Below are 13143 nucleotides of genomic sequence, written 5' to 3'. Positions count from 1 at the left end.
TGATGCCGTTGTGGCTCGACCTCCTGCGCACGCCGATGGCTGCACCTGAAACCGACGACCTGCGCACCATGCGCCGGACCTTCCAGGTGCTCTGCGTGCTGTCGGGTATCGGTGTGATAGCAATCTCGCCGCTTGTTGCCCTGTTCGGCCGTCCCGCCTCGTTCGTCGTAGCGGCGATCCTGGCCACGACCGCGTTGCATACCGCGCTCTACGTTTTCCGGAAGAACCGCGCCGACAACGCGTTCCTCGATGCCGCCCAGTCGTCAGAAGAGCACGCATGAAGCTCTTGCGCTTCCTGACGTTGTTGCTGGGTGCGTTCGTGCTTTCGACGACACTTAGCCCGCGCGCGGAGGCACAATCGAAGTGCTCGGGCAAATTCGTGAACCCGATCACTGACGTCTGCTGGTCGTGCCTGTTCCCGCTCTCCGTGGGTGGCCTGAAGATCTGGCCGAGCAATCGCGCCGACACGGAAAACCCGTCCCTCCCCGTCTGTGCGTGTGGCAGTCCGGTGCCGCGCATCGGCATTTCGGCCGGCTTCTGGGAGCCCGTTCGTCTTGCCGACGTCACCACCAAGCCGTGGTGCTTCGTCAATCTGGGTGGCACGAAGATCGCGCCCGGCTTCGACATCGGCCAGGGCCAGCTATCCGGACCATCGCAGACCGGCGGAAACGGGCAGAACACGTCCAAGTGGCACGTCCACTGGTACGTCTATCCGCTGCTCTACTGGATGGAGATCCTGACCGATTTCCTGTGCTTCGAGCAGGCGTCGTTCGATATTGCCTACATGACCGAGGTCGACCCGCTCTGGCAGGATGACTCGCTGACCGCGCTTATCAATCCCGAAGCCGTGCTCTTCTCGTCGCCGATCGCGCAGGCTGCGTGCGCAGGCGACTGCATCGCGGCAACGGCCAAGCTGCCGCTCGATGCGACCTTCTGGTGCGCTGGCTGTCAGGGACCGATGTACCCGGTCAACGGCAACATCGCCGCCTCGATCGGCCATGTGCAGGCGTCGCGTCTCGCGCTTGCCCGCTTCGCCTTCAAGATACACCGCGAAGGTCTAGCCTGGGGCACGATGGGCTCCAAGGGCCTGTGCAACAAGTACCCGATGCCGGTGCTGCGCAAGCAGCAATACCGCGTCCAGATGGTTAATCCGATCCCGATGGTCAGCGGCAAGATGGCCTGCTCGCCGCTTGGGGCCTCGACCATGCCACCACAGGCAGGCCGGTCCTTCCCCGTGAAGGGCGAGGACATGGGCTACCTCGTCTGGCGCAAGCGCAACTGCTGCGTGCTCTGAGGAGAGACAATCATGCGCCGCATCACCATCGTCATTGCTGCACTTGCCGGTCTCGCCGGCATTCAGGCGATCGCACAGACCGTCGACGGGCTCGACCTTGAGGCCATCAAGCGCCGCTCGGCCGCCATGCAGGGTGACGCCGACATCTTTGCCGAACACGTCCGTAACCGCGGCGATGCCTTTCGCGAAGAAGCCGTGGCCATCCAGGCGAAAAGCGGCGCAAATCTCGCATCGCTCGCAAAAGCGGATCTACGGGTGAACGGTGATGGCGCATTCGATTTCGACGAAATCATCAAGGGCGCAAGCCAGAATGTCGCTGGCACCAGGGGTGACGCGCCGCAGTTCATCGCCTTTGCGAGCTTGTCGATGCCGCCAGCAGCCTTGCGTCAGCTCATTGCTGACACGGCCAAGGCGGGCGGTGTGGTTGTCTTCCGGGGCTTCCCGAACAACTCGATGAAGGCCTTCAGCGCCATGCTGGGCAAGGTCGTCACCGACAAGGATCAGCTGTCCAATGTCGGCATCGATCCCCGCCTCTTTCGCGCGTTCAACGTCGAGGCAGTCCCGACCTATGTCGCCGTATCGACCGACTTCGATCTCTGCTCGGGCCTGAATTGCACCACTTCGGTGCCGACCCACGACAAGATCACGGGCAATGTCTCGGTTCGCTACGTGCTCGACACCTTTGTTGCGGCGCACGGCCCCGGTGCCGGCGTGGCGTCGGTCGCGCGGCGCAATCTCGGCAAGGGTCTTTAGTGAAGCGCGTCGCTCTCTCCTTGCTGCTCGCCGTCCTCGCGGGCGCCACCAGTGGCGTGGTCGCGCAGACGACGATCGAGGAAGCACGCAAGCAGGGCGCCGATCTCGGCAAAACGATGCGCGCTGACGAAAGCCTCGGGCCGAACGACGCCAAGCTCTCACAACTGCCGGGCTATGGCGGCACCGATTTGGCGGAGAAGGTCTATTTCGACGACCCCGACCGGCTGGTGGTCGATGGTGGTTCGAAGGCCGGCACCGACGAGGCGTTCGGCACCGTGACCGATCGCGCGCGCACGCGGGCGACCTTCAGCAATGCGGAGATCTTGGCGGCGACGTCGCGCGGCACTGCGATCGAGAAGGACCCTGACACCTATCTGGGCGGTCAGAGCCTGGGCGGTGCCGAAGGAACCTGCACTGCCCTTCCGCCGTCGGTAGGCTCAAAGGGGTATTATGAGGCCACCTGCAACAAGGGTTCTAAGGTCACCGACACGGTCGAGGCCTGCCGCGAGAACCTCGTACCGACCGTCATCAACACCGCTCGCTGGTTCTACTATGGTGCGCCTGACAAAAACGAAGGGAACGGCTTTGCCCGGACTACGGTCATGCAGGCCAAGGCCGCATCCGGTATCTGTCGGGCTGAACCCGTCTCAAAGCATATTTGCGACGCACAGATCGAACTTGGCGCAGGCGGAGGCAACGTCGAGGACTACCGCAAATACTGCAAACGGAATCTCAACGCGACCGCGCAGCTCTACTCGTGCTCTTCCGAGATCGCGGCCTCCGAAATCCCGTATCATCAGAATTTTGCTACCGGGACTGTCTATCTGAAAAAGGAAGGGACGCTTAGCGTTACCCTCGCCCGCAACGAGGGCACCTGCCCGGCGCTGGCGGCCGACACGACGTGTGTCCCGCAAGCGACAGAGGTCTGCACCGAAGGCCCTGAAACCCGCATCATCGAAGGCGTGCCGGTCACGCAGGCATGCTGGGCCTGGTCGCGTTCCTTCACCTGTCAGCGTCTCACGCCGGCCAGCGATTGCAGCTCGCTCGACGGCAACAAGCTGTGCAAATTCCTCCGCGACGAGTGTCTCGACGAGCCGCAAAGCGGCGCATGCAAGGTGTCGCAGCGCGTCTATAGCTGCCCCCTGCCCGACGATAAGGCGCCGACCGACAAGCAATATGTCTGTGGCGGCGACGTTTATTGCCTCAACGGCAGCTGCGAGACAATCGAGCGCGAGGCCTCGACTGAGTTCAAGGACGCGCTGGTCGCGCTTCACTCGATCGGCGATGCCGGCAAGCAGTTCGACCCAGCCAATCTGACCGTGTTTTCGGGCGAGCGGGGCACCTGCAATAAGAAGATATTCGGTGCGTCGAATTGCTGCTCAGGGAGCGGCGTCCCGCTTTTGACGCCGTGGCTGTGTAGCTCGGCCGAAAAGCAGCTCGACGAGAAGGACGACAAGGGGCTCTGCCATAAGGTCGGGTCGTACTGTTCGGACAAGGTGCTTGGCATCTGTGTCACGTCGAAGGACGCCTATTGCTGCTTCGGTAGCAAGCTCTCGCGCATCCTCCAGGAACAGGGTCGCCAGCAGATCGGCAAGGCTTGGGGCAAACCCAAAGACGAGACCTGCAAGGGCTTCGGACTCGAGGAGTTTCAGCGCCTCGACCTGAGCCAGATGGATTTTTCCGAGGTCTATGCGGAGTTCATGGACGCAGCAAAGCTACCCAGTGAGGTCTCCGTGATGGCCGACATTCAAACCAAAATTCAGGGGTACTATGACCTTCACGGGAGCAAATGATGCAAGCGGTCCGGGGGGGCCATGTTCGATCGACATGTCGGTGCTCGATCTTGCCATTTTCCTCCGCATCCACCGGTCCGGCCGGGGCACCTCGGCTGGCGAGGTCGCGCAGACCATCTCGCATTGGTTTCAGTGCGACATCGATCCGCATGAGGTCGAGCAGGCTTTTCCCCGCATGGCCGACAAGGGCTGGCTTGTCCGCCGCGCGACCGGAATGCGCGCGACCATCAAGGGGCGAAAGCACGGCCGCAGCCACCTTCGCGGCATCGTCCGGATGCTCGATCAGGGCACTAGGATGCTCGACGTCGCCGCGATGATGTCAGTTCTCAAACTCGCAATGATTGAGCTCGACGGGGAGCATGATGATGACGACGATCAAGACTAAGCGTGCCGGTCGGCTGACCGCTACCGTTCTTATGCTGCTGGCCGCGACCGCGCCTGTTGCAACCCCAGCGCTCGCTCAGGCGGTCGACCTGCAGAGCGCGTCGATGGCTGAGGCGATCGATGACGACGATGCGCAGGCAACCGACGCTATGGTCGAGCCTCAATTTGATCGTACGTCTGAGGCTGCGGAACAGCAGCAAGCCGGCGACTTCTATTGTGGCGAGCGAAAACTCGGCCAGTGGTTCTACTGCGAGCGGCCCAAGGCCAAGCCGTCCGTTCCCCAGGCGTCCGCACAACCGCAGCAGTCGTCCGCGGCGCAGCTGAAGGCGATCACCAAGCAGCTCGACGAACTGAAGGCACGCGCCATCCTCGAGCCGAGCGAAACGAATGTGATCGCCTATGTTCGCTACCAGCGCGAACAGCTCGATCGCGCGTCGACGTTCTCCGATACCTGGCAGCGAGCGCTCTGGCAGAACCCGGATATCGACTACACGCTGCAGCGGCCGGTCTCGACCGTGGGCAAGCGCGCATGGACGGACAACCGTGCTGCTACGCGTGACCAGATCCTTTCCCGGCTCGGCCAGCGCTACGGCATGTTCTATTTCTTTGCGCAGTCCTGTGCTGCCTGCGAGGTCTTCTCGCCGATCCTGCGCTCGGTTGCCGACAGCCACCGCATTACCGTCATGGCTGTGTCGACGGACGGCGGTCCAAGCCGCCAGTTTCCCAATTACGTAGTCGACAGCGGGCAGCGTCAGCGCATGGGCGTGCCGTTGGCCACGCCGGCGCTCGTCCTGTTCGACACTGTGACGCGCAAGACGGTCCCGGTCGGGTTCGGCGTCATGTCGGCCGACGAAGTCATGGAGCGCATTTTCATGCTGACCAACTCCAAGCCGGGAGGTGACTTCTAATGACGCACACCCCCTCCCCTCGCCCCTCACCCCTCCGCGCCTTCCTTCGCCGAACCGCGGCGGTCGCTATGAGTCTTGGGGCTGCCAGCGTGATCCCCGCTGGTATGGCCCGGGCCGACGTTGCCGGGCAGATGAATGACTTCTTCCAGGACGCAGGTGGGGCCGCCAACGTCACCGGTCCAAGCGCCTATCAGGGTCAGACGGCCGGCTATTACTCGATGGGCAACGTCTGGAGCCGCTTCCCACAGAAGAGCGTGCAGCCCTTCAATCTGCAGATGCCAAAGGTGTCGGCGGGTTGTGGCGGTATCGATCTGTTCACCGGCTCATTCAGCTTCATCAATGGCGCGGAGATGGTCGCCATGCTGAAGGCGACCGCCAACAACGCGTTGGGCTTTGCCTTCCAGCTCGCGATTGACAGCGTCTCGCCCGAGATCGGCAAGGTCATGGATAGCATGGCCAACAAAGCGCAGCAGATGAACCAGATGAACATCTCGTCGTGTGAAGCGGCGCAAGGTCTGGTCGGGTCGGTCTGGCCGAAAATGGCGGGCGCACGCTCGACGGTCTGCGCAGCGGTCGGCAATTCGCAGGGTAAGTTTTCCGACTGGGCGCGGTCGCGGCAAGGCTGCGGTGCCGGCGGGGAGCAGGATGCCACGCTCGAGGGAAACACCGATCCGACGATGGCCGACAAGATCCCGGGCGCGCCGCGTAACTACACCTGGGATGCGATCAAGAAGTCGAACAAATTCGGCAGCGACAAGGAGTTCTCCGAGTTTCTGATGACGTTGGTTGGCACGATCGTTATCAACCCGAAGGCTGCGGAAGGAAAGATCGTCGGCTTTGTCGGTCCGGCCGAGGATGCCGTCGTAACAGCTCTCCTCGACGGTCCCGGCACCGGAACGCCGGTGAAGATCCTGCACTGCGACGACGACGAGAAGTGCCTGAACATGACCGAGCAGACACTCCGTCCGGGGCCTGGTCTGCGCTCCAAGATCAAGGCGATGATCGACTCGATCAACGGCAAGATCCGTACCGATGCGGCACTGGATGCGCAGGAGCAGCAGCTCCTCAACATGACGACGCTGCCGCTTTACAAGATGCTCGCGGTTCAGGCGATGGCGCACCAGAGCTTCTCGCCCGGTGAGACCAACGCGCTTGCCGAGATCGTCTCGGTCAACCTTCTGTCCGCGATGATCGAGAACATGCTCGACCGGATCAGCCAGTCGACCGTGCAGGTGCAGCCCGCCGATGCCGAGATGGGTAAAATGTGGCGCGACCAGCTGAGCGAGGCGCGCAACCGCTATGCGCAGCGCAACGTCGAGTTGAAGGCGGTGCTCAACCAGACGCTCGCGCTCATCAACCAGTCGGTGATGGTGGAGTCGACCCTGCAAAACAGCATGTCGCCGGCGATGGCAGCCTCGCTCAATTTCTCGCGCGGGCTGAGCGCGCAGGGCCTCAACTAAGGACGATTGGCGATGCTCGAGGTCTTCACGATTGGCGGTGGCGAATACATCGTCAACACGTTCAACGCGGTAGCAGCATGGACTGGAGGCGGGGGTTACCGCTCGCTTCTACGCGTGGTGATGGTCCTCGGCTTGATTTACGCTTTGCTCGCTGTCGCCTTCACGATGAACGTGCGTGCATGGCTAAACTGGTTTCTCGGCTCGTCGCTTATCTACACGTGCCTGATGGTGCCAACCGTCACCGTGAAGGTTACCGACCGCGTAAATCCGTCGCTTGCCCCTGCCGTCGTGGCAAACGTGCCCCTTGGCCTTGGTGTCATCGCCAGCTTTACCAGCCAGGTCGGTGACTGGCTGACGCGCACCGCGGAAACGGTTTTCACGATGCCAAGCCAGCTCAGCTACTCGACGAACGGCATGGTCTATGGCGCACGGCTGCTTGATGCCACACGCAGCTTCCAGATCCGTGACGCGGAGTTTGCGACGAACCTGTCGGCGCACTTCAAAAACTGCGTCTTCGGCGACATCATGCTCGGCCAGAAGTCCATGACGGACCTCGCCTCGGCCAAAGATCTCTGGGCGGCTATGGGCCCTGGGTCGGCTGCGCGCTCCCAACCCTGGGTTGAGCGTTCGGGCGCCGCGACCACCAGCAGCATCGTTCCCTGCCGTCAGGCCTACGGCATGCTCGACGGCCTTTGGCATACCATGATCGAGGCGCACACGTCGCTTTGGGCCAAGGAAACCTATCCCAAGCTGTCCACCTCGGTCGCCTCTGCCAAGCTCCGCAGCGATGTGCCGATCGTCAATCAGGCCTTCACGGCGTCCAGCGCGAACTACGAGACGATCTTGCGCCAAAACACAGCCATCAATGCCTTTATGCAGGCGCGTGACGGCATGGCAGGTGGTCCGGGCGCGGCGTCGATCGATACGTTCGCGACCACGCGCGCGGACATCCAGGCGCGCAACACGTACAATTCCATCGCGCAGCAAGCGATGAGCTGGGTCCCGATCCTCAACATCGTCCTCACCGTCGTCTTTTATGCGATGTTCCCGGTCATCTTCCCTCTGTTTCTGATGCCGCAGACCGGCGTCGCCGCCCTCAAGGGGTATTTGACCGGGTTTTTCTATCTCGCTGCGTGGGGGCCGCTTTACGTGATCCTCCACATGATCTGCATGACGCGGGCGACCAGCGCGGCGCAGGGCGTCGCGGAACGTGGGATGTCGCTGGGGACCTATGCCGGCATCGGTGCGGTCAACGCGGAAACTGCGACAATCGCAGGCTTCATGCTGATGTCAGTGCCGTTCCTCGCGGCCGGTCTCGCTAAGGGTGCCATGAGCATCTCCGGCCAGGCAACGTCGGTCCTCAGTCCAGCGCAGAATGCGGCCGAGGCTGCGGCAGCCGAGCAGACGACCGGGAATTACAGCTACGGCAACACCAGCTTTGCCAACTCGACGTCGAACATGCGGCAGAGCAATCAGTGGTCGGATGCACCTACCTTCTCGACAGGAGGGATGGGATCGAGTTTCCGCCATGACAACGGCGCAACGACCAACTCCTTCGGGAACGGCCAGAACGTCTACGATACCTCGAAGGCAATATCGAACCTGCCATTCAGTGCTTCGATGACGTCAGGCTCGGTGGCGACAGAAAGCCGTCAGTCCGCCATGGCCGCCCGTGTGGCTGATGGTTTCGAACAAGCCAGTCGGCGTGAAATCTCACATTTGAACTCACTTCGGAATGGTCATTCGTGGTCCAGCGAGAACTCGTCCGGCTTTGACTCAAGCTCCGGCATTCGAGGAGGTAGCAATTCCGAACTTAGTGACCGCAACACTGTTAGCAGCGGGTCGAGTGTGCAGAACCGTGACGCAGTTGGCAGCGGTACTCGGCACCAAAATGAGAGCGGTAGTAATACGAACGACTCCGGGCAGCGCTCTGGTCAGATCCGCGCCGGTGTAAGTGTAGGCGGCGGCAAAGGCGGCGGGGGCGTGGTTGGAAAGATTGCTAGCGCTGTGGGTCTCCAAGGCGACGCGAGCGTCGCATATACGCGGAGCAAAACGAACTCCGACACGACGTCAGTCAGCGACTCCTCAAATTCTAGCAGAGATCAGTCGGTTGCCGCCTCCGACCAGACCGGCCGTGACCATTCTTCTAGTGGCACAGTCAGTGTTAGCGACGGTACGTTCCATCAGAATGGAGAGTTTGCCCGGTCACAAAACTCAGAGTCCAGGAGTAAGGCGATTGAGGAGTCGCTGAGCCGTATCCAGTCGTATAACGAACAGGCCCGCCATTACCGAGAGCTGTCTCAGTCCCTAGAGCAGCACGCAAGTTATGCGGAAAGCCATGGCTTCAATATGTCACAAGATCTTCGTCAGGACCTCGCGCAGTTTTACGATAAGGAAGTGGGCAACGCGCCTCGTGGCGTTCTCCCTGGACTTTGGGATACGAACCTTTCTTACCCGCAGGAACACGCTCGCAACGCGGTCATCGAAAAGTGGGCCGGTGAACGATCTTCGGGTATTGAGCGCGACATTCAGTCCGCACTTAGCAATCCAGCCCTTGCAGGTATGACCATTCCGGCTGTTGCTACCGAAAACAGCGTTGCTGCCCGCTATTCCGGTGGCGGGTCTGTCACTGCTGCACACCCTGTTTCCACGGGAGCCCCTTCGACTGTCGCTGCCGACAGTCAAATCATAGCTGGTGCCGAAGAGTTGCTTGGGGACGAGCATCGGCGAAAGATCGACTTTCGCCAGTCATTGCATGGTGCACCGGCAGGACCGAAGGTCGACTGATGCTACAGAAAGAGATTGGTAATCGAAGCGACGACCAACCCGCCTCCGATGAGGATAGCGACGGTAAGCCTCGCGATTACGGAAACCCGGTCGGTAGCTTGATTGACATCAACCCGCCGTTCCACACCCGTGCTTGGGTGCAGCTGCCACGTGCCTGCACCTTTCCCTGGCATAGCATCCGTATCGAACATGATCGGCTGGCTCGTATCAGTTTGCATGGCGCACCTCGCTCAAAAAGGTAGAGCGAAATGAACATCTTGGCAACGCTAGATCAAAGTCGATTTGTGGCCTCTCAGCACCGTCCGCCGGCGCTCAGCGATCTACCCGGGACACTCATTTTTGGCTTCTCGTGGCTGTTGGTTATGGCGATCGGTCTTATGCCTATAGCAGAGGCTTCGCTATCTCGTTCACCCTCCATTACCATGCCAACGACGATCGCGTTCTTCGTTGCGGTTGGAAGCACTGTCCTGCTTCGCCGACGCTATTCCTGGATGGGCCTCGTCCTCCACATCTTCGGTCAGATCGCGATCTGGCTTTCGCTATTTGTCATGTGGCTCGCTGCCGTCCTCGTCTTGATCCCGAAAGGCTGCCCTCTCCCTTCAACACGTCGTTTGTTCGGGGCGATGGGACATAGGGATGAGCTGCGCGGACCACTGCCGCAGCTTTCTCGATCGCCTCAATCTCCGCTGGCTTACCCTTTGGATTGATCCGCCAGTTTGACCTGGGATGAATCACAATCGGAAGGGCAATGACGGGGCCGATGAGGTTTTTCCAGTACGCCTCGGTCAGGCCAACCGCCCCCTCGAGCAGATGGGCGAGAAGGTCCTGCATCTCGTCCACTGTGGTCGGTTTGTCCTGAGCCATCGCATGCCATCTTAGACTAAAGCCTAAGGACCGAAACAGGCGTGACCGTGGCGTGCCCGCGGCGCCGGCAGGTAGTGCAACGCAAACGGGTAATCGCTTGGGTAACTGGACCGTCCGATCGAAAGCGCTCGACGATTTTCAGTCTGCCTCCGGTGAGGGGCATCTGGCGGGTGACGGTCTGAGCTGAGATGTTAGCCACAGTGCAAGCACCGTGGTTTGCACCGTGGCTAGAGACGTGGCGATGACCCAGATCACTGTACTGTCCGGCGTTGAGCGGCGTCGCCATTGGAGCGACGAGCGCAAGCTTGCCCTGGTGGAGGCAGCCATTGCGCCTGGCGCGTCGGTTGCCGCCATCGCGCGCGATGCCGACGTCTCGCCGTCGTCGATCTATCGTTGGCGGCGCAACCTGTGCAGCAAGCTTGCGCAGCCGACCGGCTTTGCGGCCGTGGCCGTTCATGCGGATCCGCCCGAGATCGACCACGGTGCGTCCGACATGCTGGTCATCGAGCTCCGCGGTGTGACCATCCGTGCGGCTGGCGGCGTGTCTGCGAGCTTGCTGGCGGCGGCGTTGCGCGAGCTCAAAGCATGATTCCTGTTCCGGGCGGGGCCCGGGTCTGGATAGCCACCGGCAAGACGGACATGCGCAAGGGGATGTCGTCGCTGGCGATGCAGATCCAGCAGGGTTTCGGACGCAACCCGCATGCCGGCGACCTTTATGTTTTCAGAGGTCGCCGCGGCGATCTGCTGAAGATTCTGTGGCACGATGGCCTCGGAATGTCGCTCTACGCAAAACGGCTGGAGCGCGGTCGGTTCACCTGGCCGGCGACATCTGACGGCGTCATTTCGATCTCGGCGGGGCAACTCGGCTTCCTGCTGGAAGGCGTCGACTGGCGGAATCCACAATACACGTTCAGGCCCGAACTGGCGGGCTAAAACGCTTGGTTTTCCTAGGCTTTTGGCACCAAACGCCTCGACAAATTGGCGGTTTTCTGCTGTAAAATGAGCTTCGATGGACACCGGTGCCGAGGCTCTTCCCGATGATATCGAGGCGCTCAAAGCGCTGCTAATTGCCGAGCGTCACACCGTCATCATCGCTCGTGCAGCTCTATTCGAGGCCGAGGCACTCGCCGCCATCGCTCAGGCTCAGGTCGCCGACGCACATGCCATTATCGAAGATCTCAAGCTGCGCATCGCCAAGGCGCGTCAGGACAAATGGGGGCAGTCGTCCGAGCGGCACAGGCAGTTGCTCGACCAGCTTGAGATGCAGCTTGAGGACGTCGTCACTACCGCAACCGAGGATGAGCTCGCCGCTGAGATAGCCGTCGCCAAAGCCAGTGCAGCCGGCGTTCCCGTGGTGCCATTTACCCGCAAGAAGCCGACCCGCGCTCCGCTATCTGCCGATCTTCCCCGGCACCGCGTCGTCGTGCCCGCCCCAGAGAGCTGCCCATGCTGCCACGGTGCAGAGCTCAAGAAGATTGGCGAGACCATCACGGAAAGCCGTGAGGTCGTTCCCCGCCAGTGGATCATCGTGCAGACGGTCCGTGAGAAGTTCATCTGCAAGACCTGCGAAACCATCACGCAGCCACCAGCGCCCTTCCACCCCATTCCGCGTGCATCCGCTGGCCCCAACCTGCTGGCGATGGTCCTGTTCAACAAGTTCGGCCTGCACCAGCCGCTCAACCGCCAGAGCGAGACCTATGCCGCGGAAGGCATGAGCATCAGCGTGTCGACGCTTGCCGACTATGTCGGCCACGGCACCGTCCTGCTGCGCGGCCTGGTCGATCTCATCGAGGCGCACATCCTCGCCGGCGAGCGCATCCATCATGACGATACGACCGTGCCGGTCATGGCAGCCGGCAAGACCATAACGGGCAGGATCTGGGCATCCGTTCGCGACGACCGCCCCTTTGGCGGCACCGACCCGCCCGCCGTCTGCTATTACTACACCCGCGACCGCACAGGCGCCCATCCGCAGCGACAGCTCGCTCGGTATGCCGGCATCCTGCAGGCTGATGCCTATAGCGGCTATGACGCGCTCTACGCTGCAGGCCGCAAACCAGGGCCCATCCTGGAGGCAGCGTGCTGGGCACACGCCCGTTGCCCGTTCTTAAAGGAGGCTCGCCTGAGCCGGACACCGCTCGCGGTCGACGTCGTCACCCGCATGGATGCGATCTTCGCTGCCGAACGCGTGATCTGGGGTCGGAACGCAAGCGAACGGCTCGCGTCGCGGCAGGTCCACGTGGCCCCGCTCGTAGGCGAGCTCGAACAGTTCCTGCGCCAGCAATATGGCCGCCTGTCGCGCAAGGGCGATCTGGCCAAGGCCATCAACTACATGCTGTCACGCTGGGACAGCTTTGCCCGCTTCGTGTCTGACGGCAGGATCTGCATGACCAACAATGCGGCGGAACGCCGGGTCCGAACCGTCGCGGTCGGGCGCCGGAACTGGACCTTCTGCGGCTCCGACCGCGGCGGTGACCGCGCGGCCGCCATGTACACGCTGATCCAGACCTGCCGCCTCAACGACGTCGACCCGCATGCCTGGCTCCGCGATGTTATCGCGCGGATCTCCGACCACCCGCAGAACCGACTTCACGAGCTATTGCCGTGGGAATGGAAAGCTCGACAACAGCGCCCCGAAGCCATCGCGCAAGCAGCGTAGCATCAGTCGCGCCAAACTAGAGGGCGCTCACCGAATGCATACGATTTTCACAGCCGGGAGATTGATCGTCCGGCCGCACGGGCACGTAATTCGCATGTCCTCGCGCGCTGACGCCCATTCACCAAGGCTGGTGAATTTGGATTGGTTCAGCGCCGGCACTGGCAACGGACAAAGTGGGTGAGACTCTGACAAAGAGATTGAGACAGTCTCATCCTCTTTGTCCCGCCTGTTTCATATCGCG

General features: G+C 61.7%; 12 protein-coding genes. 11 read left to right on the top strand and 1 reads right to left on the bottom strand.

What is annotated here, in order from left to right; translation table 11 throughout:
- The first annotated feature begins 2 nt into the window (after nucleotides 1-2).
- The 8 genes from U1708_RS17115 (at nucleotide 3) to U1708_RS17080 (ending at nucleotide 9379) form a co-directional block, all read left to right on the top strand.
- Nucleotides 3-281 (top strand): hypothetical protein, encoded by a 279-nt coding sequence (locus tag U1708_RS17115; RefSeq protein ID WP_332747199.1) that lies wholly within the window; start codon nucleotides 3-5, stop codon nucleotides 279-281.
- Nucleotides 278-1294 (top strand): conjugal transfer pilus assembly protein TraU, encoded by a 1017-nt coding sequence (gene traU, locus U1708_RS17110; protein ID WP_332747197.1) that lies wholly within the window; start codon nucleotides 278-280, stop codon nucleotides 1292-1294. Before U1708_RS17115 ends, traU begins: the two co-directional genes overlap by 4 nt.
- A gap of 12 nt (nucleotides 1295-1306) precedes the next feature.
- Nucleotides 1307-2047 carry a type-F conjugative transfer system pilin assembly protein TrbC gene (trbC, locus tag U1708_RS17105; RefSeq protein ID WP_332747195.1) on the top strand — a complete coding sequence of 247 codons (741 nt, stop codon included), beginning with the start codon at nucleotides 1307-1309 and terminating at the stop codon, nucleotides 2045-2047.
- The gene (locus U1708_RS17100) at nucleotides 2047-3840 is read left to right on the top strand and encodes a conjugal transfer protein TraN (protein ID WP_332747193.1); all 1794 of its coding nucleotides are present in this window, start codon (nucleotides 2047-2049) and stop codon (nucleotides 3838-3840) included. Before trbC ends, U1708_RS17100 begins: the two co-directional genes overlap by 1 nt.
- 34 nt (nucleotides 3841-3874) lie before the next feature.
- Nucleotides 3875-4225: a hypothetical protein gene (locus U1708_RS17095; protein WP_332747191.1), complete on the top strand. Its 351-nt coding sequence runs from the start codon at nucleotides 3875-3877 to the stop codon at nucleotides 4223-4225.
- Nucleotides 4226-4373: 148 nt separating this feature from the next.
- Nucleotides 4374-5132 (top strand): conjugal transfer protein TraF, encoded by a 759-nt coding sequence (locus tag U1708_RS17090; protein WP_332747281.1) that lies wholly within the window; start codon nucleotides 4374-4376, stop codon nucleotides 5130-5132.
- Nucleotides 5133-5200: 68 nt separating this feature from the next.
- Nucleotides 5201-6592, top strand: a complete 1392-nt coding sequence (locus U1708_RS17085; RefSeq protein WP_332747279.1) for a conjugal transfer protein TraH — start codon at nucleotides 5201-5203, stop codon at nucleotides 6590-6592.
- A 12-nt stretch (nucleotides 6593-6604) separates the two neighbouring features.
- Complete coding sequence (locus tag U1708_RS17080; RefSeq protein ID WP_332747190.1) at nucleotides 6605-9379, top strand: conjugal transfer protein TraG N-terminal domain-containing protein; 2775 nt, start codon at nucleotides 6605-6607, stop codon at nucleotides 9377-9379.
- 546 nt (nucleotides 9380-9925) lie between these two features.
- Here the strand turns inward: U1708_RS17080 and U1708_RS17075 are convergent.
- The gene (locus tag U1708_RS17075) at nucleotides 9926-10243 is read right to left on the bottom strand and encodes a hypothetical protein (RefSeq protein WP_332747189.1); all 318 of its coding nucleotides are present in this window, start codon (nucleotides 10241-10243) and stop codon (nucleotides 9926-9928) included.
- A 241-nt stretch (nucleotides 10244-10484) separates the two neighbouring features.
- Between U1708_RS17075 and tnpA the strand changes: the two genes are divergently transcribed.
- The 3 genes from tnpA to tnpC all read left to right on the top strand — a co-directional run bounded on the left by tnpA (nucleotide 10485) and on the right by tnpC (nucleotide 12902).
- Entirely contained in the window at nucleotides 10485-10832 is a 348-nt protein-coding gene (gene tnpA, locus U1708_RS17070; RefSeq protein ID WP_332747188.1) for an IS66-like element accessory protein TnpA, read from the top strand.
- A complete protein-coding gene (gene tnpB, locus U1708_RS17065; RefSeq protein WP_332747187.1) occupies nucleotides 10829-11176 on the top strand; it encodes an IS66 family insertion sequence element accessory protein TnpB in 348 nt (115 codons plus the stop codon). The genes tnpA and tnpB overlap by 4 nt, the downstream gene beginning before the upstream one ends.
- A 76-nt stretch (nucleotides 11177-11252) precedes the next feature.
- Nucleotides 11253-12902: an IS66 family transposase gene (gene tnpC, locus U1708_RS17060; protein ID WP_332747186.1), complete on the top strand. Its 1650-nt coding sequence runs from the start codon at nucleotides 11253-11255 to the stop codon at nucleotides 12900-12902.
- The last annotated feature ends 241 nt before the right edge of the window (nucleotides 12903-13143 follow it).

Source organism: Sphingomonas arabinosi, from assembly GCF_036663715.1.
GTDB lineage: Bacteria > Pseudomonadota > Alphaproteobacteria > Sphingomonadales > Sphingomonadaceae > Sphingomonas.
The sequence above is the reverse complement of the archived record's forward strand: the minus strand, read 5'-3'. Positions and strand labels throughout refer to the sequence as shown.